Source organism: Streptomyces hypolithicus (genome assembly GCF_052934925.1).
This window is the reverse complement of sequence record NZ_CM128811.1, coordinates 4092613-4118003: the sequence shown is the minus strand read 5'-3', so window position 1 is coordinate 4118003 and position 25391 is coordinate 4092613. Positions and strand designations below refer to the sequence as shown.

The following is a 25391-nucleotide window of genomic DNA, read 5'->3' as shown; positions in this document are numbered from 1 at the left end:
GAACGCCTACGCGGGCCGCGCGCCCGGGGGTGCCGTACGGGCCCGGAACACCTCGATCAGCTTGTGCAGGCGCGGTGAGGCGGCCAGATCCTCCAGGGTTACCGGACGCCCTTCGGCGTCGGCGACGGGCAGGCGCCAGTTGGGGTACTGGTCCCAGGTGCCGGGCAGGTTCTGCGGCCGGCGGTCCCCCACCGTGTCCGGCAGCCAGATCCCGACCATCCGGGCCGGGGTGCGCAGCAGGAACCTGTACACGGCGCGGATCTCGCCCTCCTCGTCGCCCGCGCCCTCCGGCAGCAGGCCGAGCCGGGCCAGCGACGACAGCCAGTCGGCGACCTCCACCGCCGCCTCGGTGCGTTCCTCGTCGAGCGGGCGGGTGAGCAGCCCCAGCCGGTGGCGCAGCGCGACGTGCTCGCCCGTCAGGCGGGCGGCGGTGGACGGCAGGTCGTGCGTGGTGGCGGTGGCCAGGCAGTGCTCGCGCCAGTCCTCCGGGGGCAACGGCGCCCCCGAACCGGCCCAGTCGCGCTCGAACCACAGGACCGAGGTACCGGACACACCGCGCTCGGCGAGCGCGTCGCGCACGCCGGGTTCGACCGTACCCAGGTCTTCCCCGATGACGGTCGCGCCCGCCAGGTGCGCCTCCAGGGCGAGCACGGCGAGCATCGCCTCGGCGTCGTAGCGGACGTACGTGCCCTGGGTGGGGGCGTGGCCCTCGGGGACCCACCAGAGCCGGAACAGGCCCATCACGTGGTCGATGCGCAGGGCGCCCGCGTTGCGCAGCAGGCCGCGCAGCAGGCCGCGGAACGGGGCGTACGCGGCGGCGGCCAGCACGTCGGGGCGCCACGGCGGCAGGCCCCAGTCCTGGCCTAGGGCGTTGAAGGCGTCCGGGGGTGCGCCGACCGACATGCCCCGCGCGAAGGCGTCCTGCTGCGCCCAGGCGTCGGCGCCGCCGGGGTGCACGCCGACGGCCAAGTCGTGGACGACGCCGACGGGCATGCCGGCGTCCAGGGCGGCGCGCTGGGCGGCGGCGAGCTGGGTGTCGGTGAGCCAGGCCAGCCAGCAGTACAGGTCGACCCGCTCGCACAGGTCGTCGCGGGCGCGCCGGACGGCGGCGCAGTGGGGGTCTTCGCGCAGCTGGGCGGGCCAGGTGTGCCAGTCGGCGCCGTACACCTCGGCGAGCGCGCACCAGGTGGCGTGGTCTTCGAGGGCGGCGCCCTGCTCGGCCAAAAAGTCGCAGTAGGCGATGCGCCGGCCGGGGCCGAGCGGGACCGACCGTACGATCTCCAGCGCCTGTCTCTTGAGCTCCCACACGGCGTCGCGGTCGATCAGCGCGCCCTTGCTCAGGACGTTTTCGCGCAGGGCGGCGGCCTGGTCGAGCAGGTCGTCGACGCGGGCGCGGTCCTCGGGGCGGATGTGGGCGTACTCCGGTACGGCCTCGACCCGCAGGTGGACCGGGTCAGGGAAGCGTCGGGAGGACGGGCGGTACGGCGAGGGGTCGGTGGGCGCTCCGGGCACGGCCGCGTGCAACGGGTTGATCTGTACGAATCCCACGCCGAGCGACCGCCCGGACCAGGCTGCGAGTTCGGCGAGGTCGCCGAGGTCGCCCATGCCCCAGGAGCGCCGGGACAGCAGCGAGTAGAGCTGGACGAGGAGGCCGTACGTCCGGCCAGGAGGCGGTGGGACACGGCTCGGGGCGACGACGAGCGTGGCGGCGTCCGTGGCCCCGTCCGGCGTACGGACCTCCAGGCGGTGCACTCCGAGCGGCAGGCGGCCCCAGGCGTCGGCGGAAGGCGTCTCGTCCGTGGCCCGGCGCGGCGGCGCGTCGGACCCGGCCGGGTCCGGTGCCGCGATCCGCCACTCGACGGCCGGTCCCTGCTCCGTCTCGACGCGCAGAGCTGCGCCCGCGGGGAGGCCGGCCAGGGCGGGGGGCGGCTGCGGGCCGTCCTCGCCCGTCCAGGACACCACCGTGGCGGGCAGCAGACGGCGGGCGGCGGCGCTCTCGTGGGCGTCGAGGGCAGCCAGGACGGCGTCGGGGGTGCGCGCGTCGACACCCAGGGCCGCGAGCACGGCGATCACCGTGCCGTCGGGGACCTGGAGCGTCCGGTGCGCCGATGGCTGGTAGGACGTGGCGACGCCGTGAAGGGCCGCGAGGCGGGCAAGGCCCATCTAGACCCCCGTGGGCTCCATGCCCGATGCCGTGCCGTGGGCGGTGGGTTCGCTGGTGAGCGGGGCGGCGTCGGCCATGGGGGGCTCGCTGGTGAGCGGGGCGGCGTCGGCCATGGGGGGCTCGCTGGTCAGCGGCGGCTCGGTGGTGAGCAGCGGCTCGGCGAATCCGGCGTCGAGGTGGTCGAGGGCGGGGCGGGGGGCGGGCACCGGTTTGGACAGGGCGGAGAGCAGAAGCTGTGCGGCGGCCACGGGGGCCTCCCTACGGTGGGCTACATGGACACAGCAGCCCTACCCAATGGGCGCGGCCGCAGACGTATACGTTCCAACAACGTGTCCCGCGTCACATGGTGTTCCCCGTAGGGAAATTGACACCCGGGCGGGTGGGTGGTGGGCTCGGTCACCACACAGATCACATCGCAGAGTGTTCAAGAAGAGCACTCAAGAAGTCTGAAAAAGTCTGAAGAAGTCTGACGCGACTGAGGAGACGGCCGTGCAGCTCGGGCGTAGGAGAGGCGCGACCGCCGTCGCGGTCGCGGTCATTGGCGGACTGCTCGGTGGTGCGCCCGGCGCGTTCGCCGCTCCCTCCCCGGGCGCCCCGGGCGCCCCCTCGGCCGCCGGCCAGGACCGGGGCGACGCGGCCGCGCTGCCGCCCGTATGGCCCCGTCCGCAGTCGATACGGGCCGCCGGTCCGGCAGTTGTGGTGGGCGAGGAAGCGGTGCTGGTCGCCGGGCCGGGCACCGATCCGTACGCCGTGACGGCCATAGAGAAGGTGCTGCGCGGCGCGGGTGTCCAGACGCTGTACCGCGTCGGCCCCGGCGAGCCGCTGCCCGCGCGCGGCCTGGTCGTACGGGTGGGCGGCCCCGCGGCGCAGGACGCCCTGCGCACCCTGCGCGCCCCCTCCCTCGCCGACCTGCCGTCCGGCGGCTACCGGCTCGCGGTCGGCGTGGTCGCGGGCCGGGACACCGTCGCGCTCGACGGCGTCGGCGACGACGGCCTCTTCCACGCCGCCCAGACGCTGCGCCAGCTGACTGCGGGCGACGAGATCGCCGGTGCCGTCGTCCGGGACTTCCCGGGGACCGCCGTGCGCGGGATGACGGAGGGCTTCTACGGCCAGCCGTGGACGCGGGAGCAGCGCCTGGCCCAGATCGACTTCATGGCGCGTACGAAGCAGAACCGCTACCTCTACGCGCCCGGCGACGACCCGTACCGCCAGGCCCGCTGGCGCGACCCGTACCCGGCGGACCAGCGCGCCGACTTCCGGGCGCTCGCCGAACGGGCCCGCGGCAGCCATGTGTCGCTGGGCTGGGCGGTGTCGCCCGGGCAGGCGATGTGCATGTCGTCCGACAACGACATCAGGGCACTGAACCGCAAGTTCGACGCGATGTGGGCGCTCGGGGTGCGTTCCTTCCAGCTCCAGTTCCAGGACGTCAGCTACAGCGAGTGGCACTGCGAGCGGGACGCCGACACCTTCGGCTCGGGCCCCGAGGCCGCGGCGAAGGCGCACGCGCAGGTGGCCAACGCGGTGGCGCGGCATCTGGCGGAGCGCCATCCCGGTGCGGAGCCACTGACGGTGATGCCGACGGAGTTCTACCAGGAGGGCGAAACCGAGTACCGCAAGGCGCTCGCCGGCCGGCTGGACACCGGAGTGCAGGTCGCCTGGACCGGGGTCGGCGTCGTACCGAAGACGATCACTGGCCGTGAACTGGCGGGCACACGGGCCGCGTTCCGGCATCCGCTGGTCACCATGGACAACTATCCGGTCAACGACTACGCCCAGGACCGGATCTTCCTCGGCCCCTACACGGGCCGCGAGCCGGCCGTCGCCGGCGGCTCGGCCGCGCTGCTGGCCAACGCCATGGAGCAGGCGTCGGCGTCCCGCATCCCCCTCTTCACGGCCGCCGACTTCGCCTGGAACCCGCGCGGATACCAGCCGCAGGAGTCCTGGCAGGCGGCGGTGAACGATCTGGCGGGCGGCGACGCGAAGGCCAGGGAGGCGATGCGGGCGCTGGCGGGCAACGACGCCTCGTCCGTGCTCGGCGGCGACGAGTCGGCGTACCTGCGCCCGCTCATCGACGGCTTCTGGCGTGCGCGTACGTCCGACGACGCCGGCGTGCGGGACGCGGCGGCGAAGAAGCTGCGCGCCGCGTTCACCGTCATGCGTGAGGTCCCGCGGCGGCTCCGGAGCTCGGCGGGCGGCGCGCTCGACGCCGAGGTGGGGCCGTGGACCGAGCAGCTCGCCAGGTACGGCGCGGCGGGCGAGCTCTCCGTCGACCTGCTGCAGGCCCAGGCCCGCGGCGACGGCCCGGCCGCCTGGCGGGCCTCGCTCGACCTTCGAGCGCGGCGCGACTCTCTCAAGGCGAGCGAGGTCACCGTCGGCCAGGGCGTGCTCGACCCGTTCCTGGCGAAGGCGGTCAAACAGGCGGACGCCTGGACGGGGGCCTCCCGCAAGGGCGGCAGCGTCTCCAAGAGCGCGGGCGAGTACGTCGTACGGCTGGACCGGCCGCGCCCCGTCGAGGCGCTGACCGCGATGACCGAACCGGGTACGGGCGAAGGCACCGCCGTCGAGGCGCATGTGGTGGGCGAGGGCTGGCGGCGGGTCGGCGAGCTGTCCGGCAGCGGCTGGACGCAGACCGACGCCGGGGGCGCGCGCGTGGACGCCGTGCGCCTGTCCTGGAGCCCGTACGCCGGGGTCGGCGCTCCCGTGGTGCACCGGGTGGTGCCGTGGTTCGCGGACGAGCCGCGGGCGGGGCTGCGCCTGGAGCGCACCGAGGCGGACGCGGAGATCGGCGGGCAGCCGCAGCGGGTGACGGTGCGGCTGACCGGGCAGCGGCCGGGCGACGTACGGGGCCGGCTCAAGGCGGAGCCGCCCAAGGGCATAGAGGTGAAGGCCCCGCCGGCGACGACGGTGCCGCGTGGCGCTGACACGCAGGTGCCGCTCGACATCCGGGTCGACCCGAAGGCGCCGGCGGGTGAGTACCGGGTGCCGGTCGCGTTCGACGGCCAGGACAGTGTGCTGACCGTGCGCGCGTTCCCGCGTACGGCAGGCCCCGACCTGGTCAGGGCTGCGGGTGCCGCGGGCAAGACGGTGTCGTCGTCCGGCGACGAGACCGCCGACTTCCCGGCACCGAACGCGGCCGACGGGGACCCCACGACCCGGTGGACCTCACCGATAGGGCCCTCCGCGTGGTGGCAGACGGAGCTCGCGGAGCCGGTGCGGCTCGGGCAGGTCGTGCTGCACTGGCAGGACGCGTACGCGAAGAAGTACCGCGTCCAGGTCTCCGATGACGGCCGCACCTGGCGCACGGCGGCGACCGTCAGGGACGGACAGGGCGGGCGCGAGGCGGTGCGGATGGACGCGAAGGGCGCGCGCTTCGTCCGGATCCAGTGCGATGAGCGGGCCCTGCCGTTCGGCTACTCGCTGTTCGCGGTGGAGGCGTACGCGGTGGAGGCGGCGGCGGAGTGACGGCCTGACAGGCCGGATGTGGCCCGCTGTCTCAGACCCTGCGGCGTGGCGGAGTGGGGCCCGGGGCGGCGCCCCCGCTCACGCCGACACGCCGTCGATGCGGGCCAGGGCGTCGTCGGCGCCGAACGGCTGCAGGTACGGCAGCCAGCGCGGGTCCCGGTGCCCGGTCCCGATGATCCGCCACGCGAGCCCCGACGGCGGCGCCGGCTGGTGCCGCAGCCGCCAGCCGAGTTCCAACAGGTGCCGGTCGGCCTTGACGTGGTTGCACCGGCGGCAGGCCGCCACCACGTTCTCCCAGGCGTGCTGTCCGCCGCGGCTGCGCGGAATGACGTGGTCGACGCTGGTTGCGACGCCACCGCAGTACATACAGCGCCCGCCGTCCCTGGCGAAGAGCGCACGGCGGGTGAGGGGAACGGGCCCCCGGTAGGGGACACGCACGAACCGTTTCAGCCGAACGACGCTGGGGGCGGGGACGGCGCGGGTCGCGCTGTGCATGAAGGCGCCGGATTCCTCGAGGCAGAGAGCCTTGTTCTCCAGGACGAGGACGAGCGCGCGGCGGAGCGGTACGACGCCCAGCGGCTCGTACGACGCGTTGAGGACCAGGACATGCGGCACGGATGCCTCCTATTACGCCGGCGGCGCGTGGCTCGCGCCGGGACGATCTGCTCCCAGTCTCCCCTCATGCCTGGTCCGAGCGCCACCACGTCCGGGTAACGGGCCCGGAGTGTTTTCGACCACACCGGGCCTGGTCACCGGTGAGCCTTGTCTCTCCCCGGCGCAGAGCGCCGGACGGAGCGTGATGCCCCGTTAGTGTGGTTGGTCAGCTGTTGTCGCGCCTGGAGGTCACTGCCGTGTTCTGGTCCGTCCTGTCGGTCGCCGACCCCTCGTCCGAGCCGGTCACCCTCGACGAGGCGGCCCAGCATGCGACGAACGCCGCGGGCTGGGTGGAGCAGAACTGGTCCACCTGGCTGAGCATCGGCCTGCGCGTGCTGCTCATCATGGTGATCGCCGCGGTCCTGCGCACCGTCATCCGCCGCTCCCTGACCCGGCTGATAGCGCGGATGAACCGCGGCGCCCAGTCGGTGGAGGGCACCGCTCTGGGCGGCCTGCTGGTCAACGCCGAGCGGCGGCGGCAGCGCTCGGAGGCGATCGGTTCCGTCCTGCGGTCCGTGGCGTCGTTCCTGATCCTGGGTACGGCGGCGCTGATGGTGCTCGGCGCGTTCAACATCAATCTGGCGCCCCTGCTGGCGTCGGCGGGTGTGGCGGGTGTCGCGCTCGGTTTCGGTGCGCGCAACCTGGTCACCGACTTCCTGTCCGGCGTGTTCATGATCCTTGAGGACCAGTACGGCGTCGGCGACAGCATCGACGCGGGTGTGGCGTCCGGCGAGGTCATAGAGGTCGGCCTGCGCGTGACGAAGCTGCGCGGGGACAACGGCGAGATCTGGTATGTACGCAACGGCGAGATCAAGCGGATCGGCAACCTCAGCCAGGGCTGGGCGACGGCCGCGGTCGACGTACAGGTCCACCCGTCCGAGGACCTGGACCGGGTCCGCGAGGTCATCACGGAGACGGCGGAGGAGTTCGCCAAGTCCGACCCGTGGAACGAGCAGCTGTGGGGTCCGGTCGACGTGCTCGGCCTGGACTCGGTGCTGCTCGAATCCATGGTGGTGCGGGTCTCCGCGAAGACCATGCCGGGCAAGGCGCTCGGCGTGGAGCGGGAACTGCGCTGGCGTCTGAAGCAGGCCTTCGACCGGGCGGGCATCCGGATCGTGGGCGGACCCATCGTGCTCGGCCAGGAGGGCGCCCCGGCCGACCCGACGGCGGGTATGTCGGCGCCCTCGGCCCTGGCCAGCCCGACGTCTCCGCAGTCCCTCGCCGCGTCTGCGATCCCGCCGCCCGCGAACCTCAACAAGTAGTCCGTACGGCCCGACCGCGACCCCGTGGGCAACGCCTTGTTGCCTGCGGGGTCGTCGGCGTGCGGCTCTTGACCGCCGGTGCCCGGCGCCCTAGCCTGACGCCGCCGAACAGGAAAGTTTCCTAACAGTCTTGCCCGGCCATGAGGGTCATGGCAGGCATGCGGTTCATGGAAGTCATGCGGTTCATGGAAGTCATGCGGGAAGGCGGGTGCTCTGCCGTGGCCACCACACCAGGGACGCCCAGCGTCCTGCGGGCGATGAACGACCGGGCCGCGCTCGACCTGCTCCTGGAGCAGGGCCCGCTCTCCCGTACGCAGATCGGCCTGCTCACCGGCCTCTCCAAGCCCACCGTCTCACAGCTGCTGGTCCGCCTGGAGTCCGTCGGCCTCGTCGTCGCCACCGGCACGAGCGAGGGGGGCCCGGGACCCGGCGCACAGCTGTACGCGGTCAACGCGCGGGCCGCGCACGTCGCCGGCCTCGACGTGACCTCAGGCCGCATCCGAGCGGCCGTCGCGGACCTGTCCGGCAGGACGGCCGGAGCGTTCGAGCTGCCCGCCGCCGGCCGCCCGGCCGAGTCCGTCGTACGCCGGGTGACCGACGCGCTCGACGGCGCCGCCGAGGCCGCCGGGATCGCACGGGCCGCCCTGCACCGCGTCGTCATCGCCACCCCGGGCGCCTTCGACCCCCGCACCGGGCGGCTCCGGTACGCCGCCCACCTACCGGGCTGGCACTCCCCCACCCTCATGGACGACCTGGCGGCGGCGCTGCCCATGCCCGTCGCGTACGAGAACGACGTGAACCTGGCCGCCGTCGCCGAGCAGCGCCAGGGCGCCGCGCGCGGCAACGAGGACTTCGTCCTGCTGTGGAACCAGGAGGGCATCGGGGCGGCCCTGGTGATCGGCGGGCGGCTGCACAGGGGCGGGCGCGGGGGCGCCGGGGAGGTCGGTTTCCTGCCGGTGCCCGGCACCGCCCTCGTCCACCGGGTGACGGAGGCCAACAGCGGCGGCTTCCAGGAACTCGCCGGGGCGCGGGCGGTGCGCCGGCTGGCACGCTCGCTGGGCATCGCGGTGCCCGAAGGGCCGGACGCCGAGGTCGCCGCCAAGCTGCTGGCGCGGGCGGCGGCGCAGGGCGGGGACGGGCCGCCGGGTGAGCTGCTGAGGCAGTTCGCCCAGCGCCTCGCCGTCGGCCTGGCCTCGGTCGTCGCCGTACTCGACCCCGAACTGATCGTCCTGGCCGGGGGCGTGAGCGCCGCCGGCGGGGAGCCACTGCGCGCCCTGGTCGAGGCGGAACTGGCGGATCTGGCGGCTTCCTGTCCGCGCCTGGTCCTCGGCGGGATCCGGCGCGACGCCGTCCTGCGGGGCGCGCTGGAGAGCGCACTCGCCGCCACCCGCGACGAGGTCTTCGACACATCAAGGAGAACGCGATGAAACTCGCGGTAGTGGGCGGCGGATCCACCTACACGCCCGAACTGATCGACGGTTTCGCACGCCTGCGCGACACCCTGCCGATCGAGGAAGTAGTCTTGGTCGACCCGGCCGCCGACCGCCTCGAACTGGTCGGCGGCCTCGCCCGCCGGATCTTCGCCAAGCAGGGCCACCCCGGGCGCGTCACGACCACCTCCGACGTGGACGCGGGCGTCGCCGGCACCGACGCGGTGCTGCTCCAGCTGCGCGTCGGCGGGCAGGCCGCCCGCCATCAGGACGAGACGTGGCCCCTGGAGTGCGGCTGCGTCGGGCAGGAGACGACGGGGGCGGGCGGCCTCGCCAAGGCGATGCGTACCGTCCCGGTCGTCCTGGGCATCGCCGAGCGGGTGCGCCGCGCCAACCCAGACGCCTGGATCATCGACTTCACCAACCCGGTCGGCATCGTCACCCGGGCGCTGCTGCGGGCCGGGCACAAGGCGGTCGGTCTGTGCAACGTCGCGATCGGCCTGCAGCGCAGGTTCGCGAAGCTGCTGGAGGTGGCGCCCGCCGACGTACACCTGGACCATGTGGGGCTCAACCACCTCAGCTGGGAGCTGGGCGTACGCCTCGGCGGGCCCGGCGGCGAGGACGTGCTGCCGGGGCTGCTCGCCGCCCACGGCGGGGCGATAGCGGACGACCTGCGGCTGCCGCGCGCGGTGCTCGACCGCCTCGGCGTCGTCCCCTCCTACTATCTGCGCTACTTCTACGCGCACGACGAGGTGGTCCGGGAGCTCGGCGCCAAACCGTCGCGGGCCGCGGAGGTCGCGGCGATGGAGAAGGAGCTCCTGGCGATGTACGGCGACCCGGCGCTCGACGAGAAGCCCGCCCTGCTCGCCGCGCGCGGCGGCGCGTTCTACTCGGAGGCGGCGGTGGACCTCGCCGCGTCGCTGCTGGGCGACGGGGGCAGCCCCGTGCAGGTGGTCAACACGTACAACAACGGCACGCTGCCCTTCCTCGCGGACGACGCGGTGATCGAGGTGCAGGCGCGGGTGGACAAGGCGGGCGCCACGCCGCTGGCCGTGCCCGCACTGGATCCCCTGTACGCCGGGCTGATCGCGCAGGTGACGGCGTACGAGGACCTGGCCCTGGACGCGGCGCTGCGCGGTGGCCGCGACCGCGTGTTCAAGGCGCTGCTCGCGCACCCGCTGATCGGCCAGTTCGAGTACGCCGACGGGCTCACCGACCGGCTGATCGCGCACAACCGGGAGCACCTGGCGTGGGCGTGAGCGCGGCGGTGGTCGCCATCGACGCGGGCAACAGCAAGACGGACGTGGCGGTGATCGGCGCGGACGGCTCCGTGCTGTCGGCGGCGCGCGGCGGGGGTTTCCAGCCGCCGGTGGCCGGCGTCGGGGCGGCGGTGGACGCGCTGGCGGTGACGGTGGGGCGGGCGCTGGCGGACGCGGGGGCCCGGGGGGCCCGGCATGTGTCGGCGTGTCTGGCCAACGCGGACCTCCCTTCGGAGGAGCGGGAGTTGGAGGCCGCTGTGCGGGCGCGCGGCTGGGGCCGTACGGCAGCGGTCCGCAACGACACCTTCGCGATCCTGCGGGCCGGGGTGGACGAGCCGCGCGGGGTCGCGGTGGTGTGCGGCGCGGGGATCAACTGCGTCGGGTTGCTCCCGGACGGCCGCACCGCCCGGTTCCCGGCGCTCGGCCGGCTCTCCGGCGACTGGGGCGGCGGAGGCGGCCTGACGGAGGAGGCCCTGTGGTTCGCGGCGCGCGCGGAGGACGGCCGGGGCGAACCCACCGCACTGGCCACGGACTTGCCCGCGCACTTCGGACTGCCGTCGATGTACGCGCTGATCGAGGCGCTGCACCTGGGGCGCATCGCCGCGGAGCGCCGGCACGAACTGACCCCCGTCCTGTTCGCCGCCGGGGCGGCCGGGGACCGGGTGGCGCGGGCGCTGGTCGAGCGGCTGGCGGAGGAGGTAGTGGCCATGGCGACGGTGGCGCTGGACCGGCTGGACCTGCTGGATCCCGACGCCGGGGAGGTGCCGGTGCTGCTGGGCGGCAGCGTGATGACGGCGCGTCATGCGGCGCTGGACGCCCGCATCGTGGAGCTGCTCGCGGCGCGGGCGCCGAGGGCGGTGGTACGGGTGGTGGCGGCGGCGCCGGTACTGGGGGCGGCGCTGCTGGGTCTGGACCGGCTCGCGGCCCCGCCGTCGTCCCATGCGCGGCTGCGGGGGCACTACGCGTGAGCGGGGTGCCGCTGCGCGGGGCTGTTCCCCGGGCAGCGGAACCGGCCCGCAGGGAACCGAACCGATCTCTGCCACGTATACATAGCAAGGGGAGATCAGAACCAGGCAATCCCGGTGTATCCGCCGGCGCCTGCGGCCATACTGCTTCCCGGGCGGGACGACGCACGACCGCGTCGAAGACCAAGGGGGAGGTCACGTGGCACACCCATCGCTCGGCCGGCGCACCGCGTGGTCCGAAGGCGTGGACCGGCTGCGCGCGGGCGCGACCACCGAACCCGGCCGGCTGCGGATCATCGGAGCCCTCGTCGCCGTCCTCGTCGTGGCGTTCGGCGCCGCGACCGCCTGGGAGGTGGCCGACCGGGCCGCCGCCGCGGACGACGTGGTGACGCGCAGCCAGCCGCTCAGCGCCGACGCCGCCAGCATCTACCGCTCCCTCGCGGACGCCGACTCCGCTGCCGCCAGCGGATTCCTGGCGGGCGCCGAGGAGCCCCAGGGCGTGCGTGAGCGCTACGAGAAGGACATCTCGACCGCGTCCGCGCTGCTGGTGAAGGCCGCGGCGGGCACCGACCGCGCCAGCGCCTCGGGCCGCCACATCGCCACGCTGAACGAGCAACTCCCCCAGTACACCGGCCTCATCGAGCGTGCCCGCGCCAACAACCGCCTCGGCCTGCCGCTGGGCGGCGCCTATCTTCGGTACGCGAACGAACGCATGACGGCGAAACTACTCCCCGCCGCGAAGGACCTCTACGACGCCGAGACCAGGCGCCTCGAAGGCGATTACGACGACGCACGCGCCTGGCCGTTCATCGGCCTGGGGCTCGGATTCGTCGCACTGGCAGGCCTGTTCTGGGCCCAGCGGCGCAATTACCGGCGTACGAACCGGGTGTTCAACCACGGCCTGCTGGCCGCGAGCGTCGCCTCCGCGGTCGTCCTGCTGTGGCTGGGCGCAGGACACGCCATCGCGCGGTCCGAACTGAAGGACGCGATGGCGCACGGCCAGGCGTCGCTCGAAGTCCTCAACGACGCCCGCATCAGCTCGCTGAACGCCCGCGCCAACGAGAACCTCACCCTGGTCGCGCGCGGCGCCGTACTGGCGGAGGACGGCAAGCGCGATCTGTACGAATCGCAGTACGCGGACGGCATGAAGACGCTCGGGCAGCGCCTGGGCGACGCCGACAGGCTCGCCGACGACCTGCAGGGCAGCGGGCCGGTGGCGCGGGCCACGGCCAGGGTCAAGGAGTGGCGCGAGCGGCACGCCGCCGCGCGCGTCACCGACGACGGCGGCGACTACGAAGGCGCCGTGGAGCAGATCATCGGCGACCGGAAGTCCACAGGTGACTCCTTCAACGGGGTAGACGTGTCGTTGGAGAAGGCGCTCGCCCATGAGCAGGCGGAGTTCACCGAGGCCGCCGAGAGCGGGCGCGGCGCGCTCACCGGGCTGCCGCTGGGCGCCGCGGCTCTGGCGGTGCTCGGTGCGGCGGGCGCGGTACTCGGCATCGGCCGCAGGCTTTCGGAGTACAGGTGATTCGGGTGGGAGGTGGAGCGGTGACCAGGGCGGGCGGCGGCAGGACCCGAACCGGGGCGGCCAGGACCGGCGGCAGGCTGCGCGGCTGGGGCGGGGTCGCCGCGATGGCCGCGGCGTGCGCCCTGACGGCCGCGGCGACGCTGCTGCCGCTCTCCCACGGCGCGGGTGCGCAGCAAGACACGGGCCGGGCCGGGCGCGGTGTGACCCAGGCCGTCACCGCGCGGGCCGACACCTGCGATCAGCCGGAGCGCAGCCTGAGGCCGTCGGACGCCGAAGGACCGGCGATCGAGCGGATCAAGGCGCGCGGCAAGCTGATCGCCGGTGTCGACCAGAACAGCTTCCGCTGGGGTTACCGCAACCCGGCCACCGGCAATTCGGCCACCGGCGGACTGGAAGGCTTCGACATCGACCTGGTGCGCGCCATAGCCGACGACATACTCGGCGACCCGGACAAGGTCGTCTACCGCGCGATACCCACCAACCAGCGCATCCTCGCCCTGCAGGAGGGCCGGGTCGACGTCGTCGTGCGGACGATGACGGTCAACTGCGCGCGGATCAAGGACGTCGCCTTCTCCACGGCCTATTTCCAGGCCGGTCAGCAGGTGCTCGCCCCCAAGGGTTCGACGGTCAAGGGCTACGACGCGTCGCTGTCCGGCAAGAGGGTGTGCACGGCCGAGGGCTCCACGGCCTACGACGCGCTCGCCGCGAAGTCCTTCGGCGCCCGGTTCAAGGACCTCACCGTCGCCAACCAGCTGGACTGCCTGGTGCGGCTCCAGCTCGGCGAGGTCGACGCTGTGGTCACCGACAACGCGCTGGCGGCCGGCCAGGCGGCGCAGGACCCGGCCGTCGAGCTCAAGGGCGAGCCGTTCACCCGTGAGTTCTACGGAGTCGCGGCGAAGCTGGGCAGCGACGACCTGGTGCGCCGGCTGAACCAGGTGCTCGACGACTACCGCGCGGGCGGCGAGGACGGGCCGTGGATGCGGGCGTACGGAAAGTGGCTGGCGGACGACCTGCCGGGTATCAAGAAGCCGCCGGAGCCCAAGTACCGGGAGAACTGACCCGGTTGGCGTCGGGGTCAAGCATCGGATCGCGGATCGCACCACAGGTGCGTACAGGAGCGGAGAGGTGAGCGATGGGTGTGGCGGGTTCCTACCCCGGCCCCGGCGGACCGGGTACGCCCCATCGGCCGGTGATGGACCGGGACGAGGCGGACCGTGCGCTGGCCCGGCTCGGCGCGGAATACGAGGCGATCGAGAGTTCGCTCCTCGCCCTCCAGGACCACGCGGGCCGCAGACTGCTGGAGGGCGCCGAGCTGACGGGTGTCACCAAGGACCGCTGGGCGACCGCCGATCAGTCCATCACCCTGCTGTGGTCGTACTTCGACGCGTACACCGCCGCCCTGCGGGGCGCCCGTGAGCTGCGCTCGCGCCGGCGCTGGCCGAGCCGGGAGGACCTGGCCGAGCTGACCGACGTACTGCGCGGCGACAGCGTGACCGTCGCGGGCGACGCGTCGGCCCACTCCGCGCCGTCGATCACCGGGCCCGCGAAGCTGTCCGAGCGGTTCACGCTCGCGGCGCTGGTGACGCGGATGAACGAGCTGTACGCGCAGTCGCTCGACATGGTCGTCACGGCGGACGCGGTGTGGTCGGCGCTGCCGGCCCGGATAGACCTCCTGGCCGCGGAGCTGAGGCGCACCCGTTCGCTGGCGCACTCGGTGGGCGTACGGCCGGGTGAGCACCCTTCGGGCGACGACCTGGAGTCGATCACGCATGAGCTGGCGACACTGCGCGACCAGGTGGTGTCCGACCCGCTCGCCTTCTGGCGCCCCGGAATGGGCAGTTCCGCTCCTGGTGGCGGCCGGCCCGACACCGACCGCTACGACCGGGCGGCCCGCGCCCTGGAGGAGGTCAGGCGCGAGATCGACGCCGTGCTGACCGTGCGGCAGGACGCCGAGCACCGGCTGGTGAAGCTCCGCGACGTGCTCTCGCGCGCGGACCGCACGCTCACCGAGGCCAGGTCGGCGCGCGGCGAGGTGCTGGCCAAGATCGCCGCGTCGGAGGTGCCCGCGGTCGGCGGCCCGCCCACCGCGCTCCAGGAGCAACTGGTGCTGGCCGCCGGGTATCGCAGGGACGCTCAGTGGCACAGGCTGTCCCCGCTGCTGGAGTCCCTGGAGCGCGAGGCCGAGGACGAGCTGATCCGGGCACGCGAGTCACTGTCGGCGGTCACCGCTCCGCTGGCGGTCCGCGCCGAGCTGCGCGGCCGCCTCGACGCCTACCGGGCGAAGGTGGCCCGGCACGGCATGGCCGAGGACCCGCTGCTGATCGAGCGGTACGACGCGGCCCGCCGCATGCTGTGGAGCGCGCCGTGCGATCTGCGCGTCGCCGGGGAGGCGGTACTGCGCTACCAGCAGGCGGCGGTCGAGGCCCTGGTCCCGCGACCGCCCGGGCCCAGCGACCGCACCGATCACAGGGGGAACACCTCATGAGCACGTGCCAGCGCCCCGGCTGCGAGGGATCGTACGAGGACATGGGCGGCGGCGAGATGTACTGCGACACCTGCGGTCTCGCGCCGGTCGTCGCGCCGACCGGTGGCGCGGCGGGTGGGCGCGGCAACAGCGTCTCCGTGCACGGCGGTTCGAGTGCCTCGGCGGCGGCCGAGTCGTCAGGGGCGGCCGGATCGGCAGGGTCGGCCCCGTCCTCGCGGTCCTCGGCATCCGCACGGTCCTCGGCGTCTTCGGTGACCTCGCGCTCCTCCCGGTCGTCCGGTTCGCGCCGCTCCGTCTCGGGCCGGCTGTCCCACTCCCTGTCGGGCGTCACCACGTCCCGGTCGGTCTCGGTCCGCAGTTCCGGTACGTCGTCGACCGCATCCGGGCGCAACCGGCTCGGCGCCGGCCTGGTGTCGGTACCGGACGTGCCGCGCCCCGATCCGCGGACCGCCGTCATGGACCATCCGGAGGTCCCGGAGCGCAAGCGGTTCTGCTCGCGCTCCGACTGCGGCGCCCCGGTGGGGCGGGCGCGTGGTGAGCAGGCGGGGCGCACGGAGGGGTTCTGCACCAAGTGCGGGCACCCGTACTCGTTCGTACCGAAGCTGAGCGCGGGCGACATCGTGCACGGCCAGTACCAGGTGATGGGCTGCCTGGCGCACGGCGGCCTCGGCTGGGTCTACCTGGCGATCGACCGCGCGGTCTCGGACCGCTGGGTCGTGCTCAAGGGTCTGCTGGACACCGGCGACCAGGACGCGATGGCCGCGGCGATCTCGGAGCGCCGTTTCCTGGCCGAGATCGAGCACTCCAACATCGTCCGGATCTACAACTTCGTCGAGCACCTGGACCAGCGCACCGGCTCCCTGGACGGGTACATCGTCATGGAGTACGTCGGCGGCAAGTCGCTCAAGGAGATCGCCAACGAGCGGCGCGGCCAGGCCGGCAGGCGCGACCCGCTGCCGGTCGAGCAGGCGTGCGCGTACGGCATCGAGGCGCTGGAAGCGCTCGGTCATCTGCACAGCAGGAACCTGCTGTACTGCGACTTCAAGGTCGACAACGCCATCCAGCAGCAGGACCAGCTGAAGCTCATCGACATGGGCGCGGTCCGGCGGATGGACGACGACGAGAGCGCGATCTACGGAACGGTGGGCTACCAGGCGCCCGAGGTCGCGGAGGTGGGCCCGTCCGTCGCCTCCGACCTCTACACGGTGGCGCGCACGCTGGCGGTGCTGACCTTCGACTTCCAGGGTTACACGAATGTCTTCGTGGACAGCCTGCCCGACCCCGGCAACATCGACGTCTTCAGGCGGTACGAGTCTTTCTACCGGCTGCTGGTCCGGGCGACCGACCCCGATCCGGGGCGGCGGTTCGCCTCGGCGACGGAGATGGCGGAGCAGCTGACGGGTGTCCTGCGGGAAGTGGTGGCGGTGCAGACGGGCCGGCCACGGCCCGCGCTGTCCACGCTGTTCGGACCGGAACTGCGGGTGCTCGACACGCAGTTGTTCGCGGAGCTGACGGGCGATGTCTCGCAGCTGGGCGGCCGGACCGCCCCGACGGGCCGAAGCGCGCGCCGCACGTCGGCACGGGCGGGCGCGGGCGGCGCGGGCGCGGGCGGTGCGGGCGCGGGCGGTGCGGGCGCGGGCGGTGCGGGCGCGGGCGCGGGCGGTGCGGGCGCGGGCGCGGGCGGTGCGGGCGCGGGCGGTGCGGGGGGCCACGGCGCGACCCCTTACGCGGCCCCGCCCACGCCCCCTGGGCCGTACGCCGGCGCCGCGTACCCCGGCACCCAGGCCGCTGTTCCGGCGCCGGTCACCGTGCCCGGGGCCGTCGCGCCGCCCGGGGCCGCGCCCCTGGTCGGGCCCGGCGGCGTACCAGCCCTGTCCCCGTACCTCGCGCCCCTCGCGGCCGGGGCCACCGCGCTCGCACTGCCGGTGCCCCGCGTCGACCCGAACGACCCCAACGCCGGGTTCCTGGCCGGCCTGCTCGCCTCCGCACCCGCCGAACTCGTCGCCGCGCTGGCCTCCGCCCCAGGCGACTCCGTCGAACGCCGGCTGCGCGAGCTGCGCGCCCGCCTGGAGATGAACGAACACGCCACGGCCGCAGCGGACTTGCGGTCACTGGAGCTTCAGCACCTGGACGACTGGCGGGTCGTCTGGTACCGGGGCGTCGCCTCCCTCGTCACGGGCGACAACGAGCGGGCCGCCCTGTCCTTCGACGCCGTGTACGACGCCTTCCCGGGCGAGGCCGCGCCGAAGCTCGCGCTCGCCGTGTGCGCGGAGGTCCTCGGTCAGCTCGACAACGCGGCCGAGTACTACCGCCTCGTCTGGGCGACCGACCCGAGCTACGTGAGCGCCGCCTTCGGGCTGGCCCGCGTCCAGCTCGCCGCCGGCGAACGGACCGACGCCGTACATACGCTGGAGTCCGTGCCCGAGGCGTCGATCCACTACACGGCGGCCCGTGTCGCCGCCGTCCGGGCCCGGCTGCGCCGGCGCGCCGCCGAAGACGCGCTGACCGACGACCTGACGGCGGCGGCCGCGCAGGTGGAGGCCCTGGAGAGCTTCGGGCTGGACGCCGTACGCCGCGAGCAGCTGTCCACCGAGGTGCTGGGCACCGCGCTCGACTGGGTACTCTCCGGTGGGCACGGGGCTCACCCCGCACAGCGGGCGCTGCTCGGCAGCCAACTGGACGAGCGCGGACTGCGCTTCGGCCTGGAACGCTCGTACCGGGTGCTTGCCCGGCTCGCCCAGCGGGGCGAGGAGAGGATCGACCTGGTGGAGCGGGCCAACCGTTTCCGCCCACGGACCTGGGTGTGAATGATGTCGCAGATGCGCCAGCTGCCTGCTGAGCCGACCTGTCCGGGATGCGAGGAGCCGGTGGAGTCCGGCGACTTGTTCTGCGGGGTGTGCGGGTACGACCTGTCGGCCCTCCCGAGGTCGCCGTCGCCGCAGGAGGACCCCGGCACGGACGACTTCACGCTCGCCGCACCCCGCCCCCCGGCCGCGGCCGCGCCGGATCCGCCCGCCGACCCACGCACCCCGGCGCCCGCGCCCTGGACCGCGGCCTCGCCCGAGCCCGAAACCGGGCCCGAAACCGGGCCCGAGACCGAGACCGAGCTCGGGTCAGAGCCCCCCGCCAAGGCGTGCGTCGCCTGCCGCGCCGGCCGGATCGACGACGACGGCTACTGCGAGAACTGCGGTCACGCCCAGCCGCGCGAGCGCGACCACATGGAGCAGGAGCTGGACGCGGTGGCCGCGGTCAGCGACCGCGGCCTGCGCCACCACCGCAACGAGGACGCGTTCGCGATCTCGTCGGCGGCCCTGCCCGACGGTTCGCCCGCGGTCGTGGCGGTCGTCTGCGACGGTGTCTCCTCGGCGACCCGCCCCGACGAGGCGTCGGCAGCCGCCGCGAGCGCGGCGGGCGAGGCGCTCGCGGAGTCGCTGCCGCGCGGCACGCACCCTCAGCAGGCGATGCACGACGCGATCGTCGCCGCGTCCGAAGCGGTCAACTCTCTGGCCGACAGGCCGGGTGACGGTGAGGACCACACCACTGAGCACGACCCGAACCGCCAGCAGAACGCGCCCGCGTGCACCCTGGTCGGCGCCGTGGTGGCAGGCGGTCTGCTCGTCGTCGGCTGGGTCGGCGACAGCCGCGTCTACTGGGTGCCGGACGACCGCACCACCGCGCCCGCCCGCCTGACCGAGGACGACTCCTGGGCCGCCCAGATGGTCGCCGCGGGGCTGATGAACGAGGCGGAGGCGTACGCAGACGAGCGCGCCCACGCCATCACGGGCTGGCTCGGCGCCGACGCGTACGAACTGGAGCCGCACACCGCTTCCTTCAAACCCGACCGCGCCGGCGTCGTCGTGGTGTGCACCGACGGCCTGTGGAACTACGCCGAAGCCGCCCAGGAGATGGCGCAGGCCGCACCGGCCGACGCCGCCGCGCGGCCGCTGCACTGCGCCCAGGTTCTCCTGGGGCACGCGCTCGACGGCGGCGGACACGACAACGTGACGGTGGCGGTACTGCCGTTCGCCGTGGCCGGGCCAGGGACAGGATCGGCAGGATCGTCCACCCAGTCCACTCACCTCACCGTTCCGTGACGTCCCGGGAGCCCATTGCCATGGCCAACTTCTCCAAGTCGCACGTTCCGCGTTTCTCCGTCGACGTGTACCAGAACGAGTACCTGCCGGAAGGCGGCCGCGAGGTCAACGCGATCGTCACCGTGACGTCGACCGGCGGCGGCACCGGGGCCCCACTCTCCTCCATACCGGGCATACCCGACCAGACCTCCGGTGCCGCCCAATCCTCCGGTGCCGCCCAGACCGCCGGTGCCGCCCAGACCGCCGGTGCCGCCGTCGTGATCATGGTCGACTGCTCCGGGTCGATGGACTACCCGCCCGCCAAGATGCGCAACGCACGCGAGGCCACGGCGGCCGCCGTGGACACCGTGCGCGACGGCGTGGCCTTCGCGGTGGTCGCCGGCACGCACATCGCCAAGGAGGTCTACCCCGGGGGTGGGCGTTTGGCGACAGCGAATCAGGTGACCCGGGCGCAGGCCAAGGAGGCCGTGTACGCGCTGCGCTCGGGCGGCGGCACCGCGATCGGCACCTGGCTCGGGCTGGCCGACCGACTGCTCGGCCAGGCCGAAGTCCCCATCAGGCACGGCATCCTGCTGACCGACGGACGCAATGAGCACGAGTCCCCCCAGGCCCTGCGGAGCGCACTGGAAGTCTGTGCGGGACGCTTCACCTGTGACGCGCGGGGTGTCGGTACGGACTGGGAGGTCAAAGAGGTCACCGGGATCGCATCGGCGCTGCTCGGCACGGCCGACATCGTCGCCGACCCCGGCGCCCTGGCCGCGGACTTCACACAGATGATGCGGAACGCGATGGCCAAGGGGGTCGCGGACGTGGCACTGCGGCTGTGGACTCCTGTCGGCGTGGAGATCAAGTTCGTGAAGCAGGCGGCGCCGGCCGTCGAGGACCTGACCCACCGCCGCACCGACGCGCCCCCGCGCGCCGGGGACTACCCCACGGGTTCCTGGGGCGACGAGTCCCGCGACTACCACGTGTGCGTACGGGTGCCGGCGGCGGGGGTCGGCCAGGAGATGCTGGCGGCGCGCGTCTCCCTGGTCCTCCCCGACCCGTCGGGAGGTACGCCGCAGACGCTGTCCCAAGGTCTGGTAAGGGCGGTGTGGACGGACGACATGAGCGCGTCCACCTCCATGAACCCGCAGGTAGCGCACTACACGGGGCAGGCCGAACTGGCACAAGCCATCCAGCAGGGGCTCGACGCGCGCAAGTCGGGCGACTTGGACGGAGCCACCGCGAAACTGGGCCGCGCGGTGCAGCTGGCGGCAGCCTCAGGTAACGCCGATACGGCGAAGCTGCTTTCGAAGGTGGTGGACGTCGTGGACGCTGTGACGGGTACTGTGCGACTCAAGGCGAAGGTCGCAGAGGCGGACGAGATGACCCTCGAAACGCGCTCGACCAAGACAGTCCGCGTCAAGAAGTAACCAAAAGCAGCGAGAAGTACCGATTGATTGCGGCCTTCGGGCCGGACGAGAGAGGGGGAAGCGCCGACATGCCGACCTGCCCGAACGGACACCAGTCGGGTTCCGACGAGTGGTGCGAGGTCTGCGGTCACCGCATGCCCGGCGCCATGCCGCCGCCTCCCCCGCCGCCCCCCGCCCCCGGTTACGGCTACCCCCAGGGGCCCGGTCCTGGCTCTGGCGGACCTGGCCCTGGCGGGCCTGGCCCCAACTCGGGATACGGCTTCCCGCAGAGCCCCGAAGCCACCGCGCAGGCGGAGCTGTGCCCGCAGTGCCGGACCCCGCGTGAGGCGATGGCCCCGTTCTGCGAGGAGTGCCGCTGGAACTTCCTGACGAACACGGCGACGTCGTACACACCTCTCGCCCCGCAGAACGCCGGTCCCGGCCCGGGTCCCGGCCTGAATCTGCCGCCCGGCTTCCAGGCCCAGCACCAGGGCCCGCCCGCGCCTCCCCCGCAGGCGCACCAGCCCCCGCACCAGCAGCACCAGCAGCACCAGCCGCCCCAGCAGCACGGCGCCCAGTACGACTACCAGGCCTCGCGGCCGTCGCAGCTGAACCGCCCGGCCGAGCCGCTGGCACCCGAGCAGCCGGGTCCGCAGGCCCCACCGTCGTTCCAGCAGCAGCCCCCGTTCCAGCAGCCGGGGCCGCCGCCGCCCGCGTACCAGCAGCCGCAGGGCAACGGCGACGACGACTGGATGCTTCCGCCGCCGTCCCAGCAGCAGCCGCCGCAGCAGTTCCAGGCACCACCGCCCGCCCCGGCCGGCTGGACGGCGACGGTGGGCCCGGACCGCGAGTACTTCATGGCGATGATGCAGCGCAGCGGCCCGGACGCGGCGGGCCTCAACCTGCCCGCGTACTCTCCCGAACAGCAGCGCAGGCTCACCGGCAACCAGATCAGCATCGGCCGCCGACGCCAGAGCACCGGCGAGGCTCCCGACATCGACCTGGCCGTACCGCCGGAGGACCCCGGCGTATCGCACCAGCACGCGGTACTGGTCCAGCAGCCGGACGGTTCCTGGGCGGTGGTCGACCAGAACTCGACCAACGGCACCACCGTGAACGGCGCCGAGGACCCGATCCAGCCGTACGTCCCGATCCCGCTCCAGGACGGCGACCGGGTCCACGTCGGCGCGTGGACCACGATCACCGTCCGCCGCGGCTGAACACGCCCCCCAGCCCCCGGCGCCCAGGTCCTAGGACCAACGCCCTCCGTCCCCGCGTCTGAGACGATGGACCCGTGAACGAGATTCCGATCGGCACGCTTCAGGAGCAGACCTTCTACGAGCAGGTCGGCGGCGAGGAGACCTTCCGGCGCCTGGTCCACCGCTTCTACCAGGGTGTGGCCGAGGACCCGCTGCTGAAGCCCATGTACCCGGAGGAGGACCTGGGCCCCGCCGAGGAGCGGCTCGCCCTCTTCCTGATGCAGTACTGGGGCGGCCCCCGCACGTACAGCGACGAACGCGGTCACCCGCGTCTGCGGATGCGGCACGCGCCCTTCACCGTCGACAAGGCCGCGCACGACGCCTGGTTGCAGCACATGCGGGTTGCCGTCGACGAGCTGGGGCTCTCCGAGGACCACGAGCGGCAGCTGTGGAACTACCTGACGTACGCCGCCGCATCCATGGTGAACAAGACCGGCTGACCCGCGAATGGTTTTATCCGCCACCCAGCTCGCCGCGCACCGGCACCCCGGCCCCCAGCCCGTCCGGCGCTTGGGGGCGGAGAGCTGGCCGCCGGACGCCAGGCAACCCCCGCAACCGGGCGACCCGGGCGACTACACCGGCGCCACCGAGAGCGCCCCCAGCCCCGCCCTCCGCACCGCGATCGAGCCATACGGCGTGCGCAGCCGCAGCCAGCCCCCCACGGCCAGCAGCGCCACCGCCCCCGGCTCGAGTCCGCCCGCGCCCGCGAGGACGCGCGCCCGCACCGGACGCAGGAACCCCAACGACTGCGCTGCATGCGCGGCCCGCAGTGGAAGCTCCGTGTCGCCCAATGTCCGGGACCAGATCTCGCGGCCGATACGGTCCCGCGCCGTCCGCGTCCGCTCCTGCGGCGCCAACGCCTCGTCCCGCGACCGGAATTCGGCGACGGCGGCCGTCAGCTCCGCGCGTATCGCGGTCGGCTCCGGGAGCCCCGGAAGCTGCTGCCAGCCGCCGCGCGGCGGCAACACCCCGGCCCACGGCGGCCCGGTCACCGCCCCGGGCACGGCTACCGTCCCGGAGGACTCCGCGATGCCTTCGAGAAGCTCACCGGCAGACACGGTGACATCCAAATCCACCGCACCCCCAGCCACACCCGTACCCACACCCACACCCCGCCGCCCCGAAAGGCGCGAAGTCCGAACCGCCAGCACCTCGAACGACGGCGGCCGTCCGAAAACGGCCACCGCCCCGCCGCCCACCTGGAGCCGGACCGCCGCGGCCCGGTCATAGTGGATCAGCCGCCCGAGATACGCGGCGAGATCCGCCGCCTCCCCCGCGTCCGCCAGCTCCAGCCCGAGTGCCGTCATGCGGCGACAGTCCCCCGCGGACCGCCTGACGCGATGTCGTCGTCCAGGTACTCCTGGAGGAACGCTTTCTCCTCCGCCGAGATGCGCCGCGGCCGCGCCGCTTCGAGGTCGTACGGCACGACCACCGTCGACGCCCGGACGTACACCCGCTCCGAGCCGTCGGCGTCTGCGTCCTTCACCTCGTAGGCGATCGTCAGGGACGCCGCACCAATCTTCGTGACCCAGGACTCGATGATCACAGGCTCGTGCCGGTGGACCAGCGGCAGCTTGTAGTCAATCTCGTGCCGGGCCACGACGGACCCGCCGGCGAACGACGGCGAGCCGTCCCCCGGCGCCAGCCGGAACATGAAGTCGATCCGCGCTTCCTCCAGATACCGAAGGAAGACGACGTTGTTGACGTGCCCGAAGGCGTCCATGTCCGACCAGCGCAGAGGACAGCTGTAAATATGGCGAGACAAGATCAGCCCCGGGTCAGCTTCTTGTACGTCGCCCGGTGCGGCCGCGTCGCGTCCGCGCCCAGGCGCTCGACCTTGTTCTTCTCGTACGACTCGAAGTTGCCCTCGAACCAGTACCACTTCGACTCGCCCTCGTAGGCCAGGATGTGCGTCGCGACCCGGTCCAGGAACCAGCGGTCGTGGGAGATGACCACGGCCGCGCCCGGGAACTCGAGCAGCGCGTTCTCCAGCGACGACAGGGTTTCCACGTCGAGGTCGTTGGTCGGCTCGTCGAGGAGCAGCAGGTTGCCGCCCTCCTTGAGCGTCAGCGCGAGGTTGAGGCGGTTGCGCTCACCACCGGAGAGCACCCCGGCGGGCTTCTGCTGGTCCGGGCCCTTGAAGCCGAAGGCGCTGACGTACGCGCGCGACGGCATCTCGACCTGGCCGACGTTGATGTAGTCCAGCTCGTCCGACACGACCGCCCAGAGGGTCTTCTTGGGGTCGATGTTGGCGCGACTCTGGTCGACGTACGAGATCTTGACGGTGTCGCCGACCTTGATCGAACCGGCGTCCGGCGTCTCCAGGCCCTGGAGCATCTTGAAGAGCGTGGTCTTGCCGGCGCCGTTCGGGCCGATGACGCCCACGATGCCGTTGCGCGGCAGGGTGAACGACAGGTCGTCGATCAGGACCTTCTCGCCGAACGCCTTCGACAGCTTCTCGACCTCGACGACGATGGAGCCCAGACGCGGGCCCGGCGGGATCTGGATCTCCTCGAAGTCCAGCTTGCGCATCTTGTCCGCCTCGGCGGCCATCTCCTCGTACCGGGAGAGACGCGCCTTGGACTTGGTCTGGCGGCCCTTCGCGTTGGAGCGGACCCACTCCAGCTCTTCCTTGAGCCGCTTGGCGCGCTTCTCGTCCTTGCGGCCCTCGACCTTGAGGCGGGTGGACTTCTTGTCGAGGTACGTCGAGTAGTTGCCCTCGTAGGGGATCGCGCGGCCGCGGTCGAGTTCGAGAATCCACTCGGCGACGTTGTTCAGGAAGTACCGGTCGTGGGTCACGGCCACTACGGCGCCCGCGTACTTCGACAGGTGCTGCTCCAGCCAGTTCACCGACTCGGCGTCGAGGTGGTTGGTGGGCTCGTCGAGGAGCAGCAGGTCGGGCGCCTCGATCAGCAGCTTGCAGAGCGCGACGCGGCGCTTCTCGCCGCCGGAGAGATTGGTGACGGGCCAGTCGCCGGGCGGGCAGCCCAGCGCGTCCATGGCCTGTTCGAGCTGGGCGTCGAGGTCCCAGGCGTTGGCGTGGTCCAGGTCTTCCTGGAGCGTGCCCATCTCTTCGAGGAGCGCGTCGGAGTAGTCGGTCGCCATGAGCTCGGCGACCTCGTTGAAGCGCTTCAGCTTGCCCATGATCTCGGCCGCGCCGTCCTGGACGTTCTCCAGCACGGTCTTGGACTCGTCCAGCTTCGGCTCCTGCATGAGGATGCCGACGCTGAAGCCGGGCGACAGGAACGCGTCACCGTTGGACGGCTGCTCCAGGCCCGCCATGATCTTCAGTACCGTGGACTTACCGGCACCGTTGGGCCCCACCACACCGATTTTCGCGCCGGGCAGGAAGCTCAGCGTGACGTCGTCAAGGATCACCTTGTCGCCGTGCGCCTTGCGCGTCTTGCGCATCGTGTAGATGTACTCAGCCAAGAG

Annotated in this window: 19 protein-coding genes; 13 read left to right on the top strand and 6 right to left on the bottom strand. The window is 73.1% G+C overall.

The features are described 5' to 3' along the window. Positions 1-6: 6 nt before the first annotated feature. A complete protein-coding gene (malQ, locus tag ACU6WZ_RS19495) occupies positions 7-2163 on the bottom strand; it encodes a 4-alpha-glucanotransferase (RefSeq protein ID WP_447029349.1) in 2157 nt (718 codons plus the stop codon). Next, the gene (locus tag ACU6WZ_RS19490; RefSeq protein WP_447029348.1) at positions 2164-2412 is read right to left on the bottom strand and encodes a hypothetical protein; all 249 of its coding nucleotides are present in this window, start codon (positions 2410-2412) and stop codon (positions 2164-2166) included. It lies immediately after the preceding gene. A 241-nt stretch (positions 2413-2653) separates the two neighbouring features. Here ACU6WZ_RS19490 and ACU6WZ_RS19485 point away from each other — a divergent pair, with 241 nt between their 5' ends. Further along, a complete protein-coding gene (locus tag ACU6WZ_RS19485) occupies positions 2654-5626 on the top strand; it encodes a glycoside hydrolase family 84 protein (protein ID WP_447029347.1) in 2973 nt (990 codons plus the stop codon). A gap of 78 nt (positions 5627-5704) precedes the next feature. Here ACU6WZ_RS19485 and ACU6WZ_RS19480 read toward each other — a convergent pair whose 3' ends face one another. Further along, positions 5705-6241, bottom strand: coding sequence for an HNH endonuclease (locus tag ACU6WZ_RS19480; RefSeq protein WP_447029346.1), 537 nt, complete (start codon positions 6239-6241; stop codon positions 5705-5707). A gap of 236 nt (positions 6242-6477) precedes the next feature. Here ACU6WZ_RS19480 and ACU6WZ_RS19475 point away from each other — a divergent pair, with 236 nt between their 5' ends. The 12 genes from ACU6WZ_RS19475 to ACU6WZ_RS19420 all read left to right on the top strand — a co-directional run bounded on the left by ACU6WZ_RS19475 (position 6478) and on the right by ACU6WZ_RS19420 (position 22396). Continuing rightward, the gene (locus tag ACU6WZ_RS19475; RefSeq protein ID WP_447029345.1) at positions 6478-7542 is read left to right on the top strand and encodes a mechanosensitive ion channel family protein; all 1065 of its coding nucleotides are present in this window, start codon (positions 6478-6480) and stop codon (positions 7540-7542) included. A gap of 194 nt (positions 7543-7736) precedes the next feature. Further along, positions 7737-8969: an ROK family transcriptional regulator gene (locus ACU6WZ_RS19470; RefSeq protein ID WP_447034138.1), complete on the top strand. Its 1233-nt coding sequence runs from the start codon at positions 7737-7739 to the stop codon at positions 8967-8969. Then, the gene (locus ACU6WZ_RS19465; RefSeq protein ID WP_447029343.1) at positions 8966-10231 is read left to right on the top strand and encodes a 6-phospho-beta-glucosidase; all 1266 of its coding nucleotides are present in this window, start codon (positions 8966-8968) and stop codon (positions 10229-10231) included. The genes ACU6WZ_RS19470 and ACU6WZ_RS19465 overlap by 4 nt, the downstream gene beginning before the upstream one ends. Beyond that, a complete protein-coding gene (locus ACU6WZ_RS19460) occupies positions 10222-11199 on the top strand; it encodes an N-acetylglucosamine kinase (RefSeq protein WP_447029342.1) in 978 nt (325 codons plus the stop codon). Before ACU6WZ_RS19465 ends, ACU6WZ_RS19460 begins: the two co-directional genes overlap by 10 nt. 196 nt (positions 11200-11395) lie before the next feature. Then, positions 11396-12724 (top strand): GlnX family signal transduction membrane protein, encoded by a 1329-nt coding sequence (locus ACU6WZ_RS19455; protein ID WP_447029341.1) that lies wholly within the window; start codon positions 11396-11398, stop codon positions 12722-12724. Between the two features lie 104 nt (positions 12725-12828). Further along, positions 12829-13782 (top strand): glutamate ABC transporter substrate-binding protein, encoded by a 954-nt coding sequence (locus ACU6WZ_RS19450; protein ID WP_447034136.1) that lies wholly within the window; start codon positions 12829-12831, stop codon positions 13780-13782. A gap of 74 nt (positions 13783-13856) precedes the next feature. Then, positions 13857-15209, top strand: a complete 1353-nt coding sequence (locus ACU6WZ_RS19445) for a hypothetical protein (RefSeq protein ID WP_447029340.1) — start codon at positions 13857-13859, stop codon at positions 15207-15209. Continuing rightward, complete coding sequence (locus tag ACU6WZ_RS19440; RefSeq protein WP_447029339.1) at positions 15206-18016, top strand: serine/threonine-protein kinase; 2811 nt, start codon at positions 15206-15208, stop codon at positions 18014-18016. Before ACU6WZ_RS19445 ends, ACU6WZ_RS19440 begins: the two co-directional genes overlap by 4 nt. Positions 18017-18019: 3 nt before the next feature. Next, the gene (locus ACU6WZ_RS19435) at positions 18020-19303 is read left to right on the top strand and encodes a PP2C family protein-serine/threonine phosphatase (RefSeq protein WP_447029338.1); all 1284 of its coding nucleotides are present in this window, start codon (positions 18020-18022) and stop codon (positions 19301-19303) included. Positions 19304-19323: 20 nt separating this feature from the next. Further along, complete coding sequence (locus ACU6WZ_RS19430) at positions 19324-20718, top strand: vWA domain-containing protein (RefSeq protein WP_447029337.1); 1395 nt, start codon at positions 19324-19326, stop codon at positions 20716-20718. A gap of 68 nt (positions 20719-20786) precedes the next feature. Continuing rightward, positions 20787-21917: an FHA domain-containing protein gene (locus tag ACU6WZ_RS19425; protein WP_447029336.1), complete on the top strand. Its 1131-nt coding sequence runs from the start codon at positions 20787-20789 to the stop codon at positions 21915-21917. A 74-nt stretch (positions 21918-21991) separates the two neighbouring features. Continuing rightward, the gene (locus ACU6WZ_RS19420; protein ID WP_447029335.1) at positions 21992-22396 is read left to right on the top strand and encodes a globin; all 405 of its coding nucleotides are present in this window, start codon (positions 21992-21994) and stop codon (positions 22394-22396) included. Between the two features lie 132 nt (positions 22397-22528). Here the strand turns inward: ACU6WZ_RS19420 and ACU6WZ_RS19415 are convergent, their stop codons facing one another. Genes ACU6WZ_RS19415 through ettA form a run of 3 tightly spaced genes read right to left on the bottom strand, consistent with a single transcriptional unit; the run spans position 22529 to position 25388 of the window. Further along, positions 22529-23263 (bottom strand): DUF8010 domain-containing protein, encoded by a 735-nt coding sequence (locus ACU6WZ_RS19415; protein ID WP_447029334.1) that lies wholly within the window; start codon positions 23261-23263, stop codon positions 22529-22531. Next, positions 23260-23721 carry an acyl-CoA thioesterase gene (locus ACU6WZ_RS19410; protein WP_447029332.1) on the bottom strand — a complete coding sequence of 154 codons (462 nt, stop codon included), beginning with the start codon at positions 23719-23721 and terminating at the stop codon, positions 23260-23262. The genes ACU6WZ_RS19415 and ACU6WZ_RS19410 overlap by 4 nt, the downstream gene beginning before the upstream one ends. A gap of 2 nt (positions 23722-23723) precedes the next feature. Next, positions 23724-25388 carry an energy-dependent translational throttle protein EttA gene (gene ettA, locus ACU6WZ_RS19405; RefSeq protein WP_447029331.1) on the bottom strand — a complete coding sequence of 555 codons (1665 nt, stop codon included), beginning with the start codon at positions 25386-25388 and terminating at the stop codon, positions 23724-23726. Positions 25389-25391 lie beyond the last annotated feature (3 nt).